Source organism: Shewanella sp. KT0246 (assembly GCF_019654955.1).
Taxonomy (GTDB): Bacteria; Pseudomonadota; Gammaproteobacteria; order Enterobacterales; family Shewanellaceae; genus Shewanella; species Shewanella goraebulensis.
On record NZ_BPEV01000153.1, the window covers coordinates 1 to 445 of the forward strand.

Consider the following 445-nt stretch of genomic DNA (forward strand, 5'->3'; position numbering starts at 1 on the left):
GTTCTATTTTCAGTTCCGTTGCACCCAGCCAGTTTCCCTCAACCGCAAACTGGATTGGTGGAACAAGTTCCTGATCGGCAGCCGCTGGTTCTTTACCAAGACGGGACTTGGGGCGACCAACCATTTTGAATCCTGCGGTTTTATCCGCTCCAAGGCGGGCCTGGCCGCTCCGGATCTCCAGTATCACTTCCTGCCCGCCGCCATGCGTTATGACGGCCGGGAAGCCTTTGATGGCGATGGTTTTCAGGTGCATATCGGCCACAATAAGCCCAAGAGCCGGGGATGGGTCAGGGTACAGAGCAGCGATCCGCACCGGCATCCGCAGATACGTTTCAACTATTTGCAACACCAGGATGATATCGAAGGCTTTCGCGCCTGTGTGCGCCTGACCCGGGAGATTATTCATCAGCCGGCATTCGATGGTTATCGCGGAGAAGAGATCCAG

1 protein-coding gene is annotated in these 445 nt (G+C 56.0%); it reads left to right on the top strand.

Translation table 11 applies throughout. The annotated features are described in order from the left end of the window. Nucleotides 1-445: GMC oxidoreductase (locus tag K5Q58_RS20920; RefSeq protein WP_259651418.1), on the top strand; the 445-nt coding region annotated here is incomplete at both ends.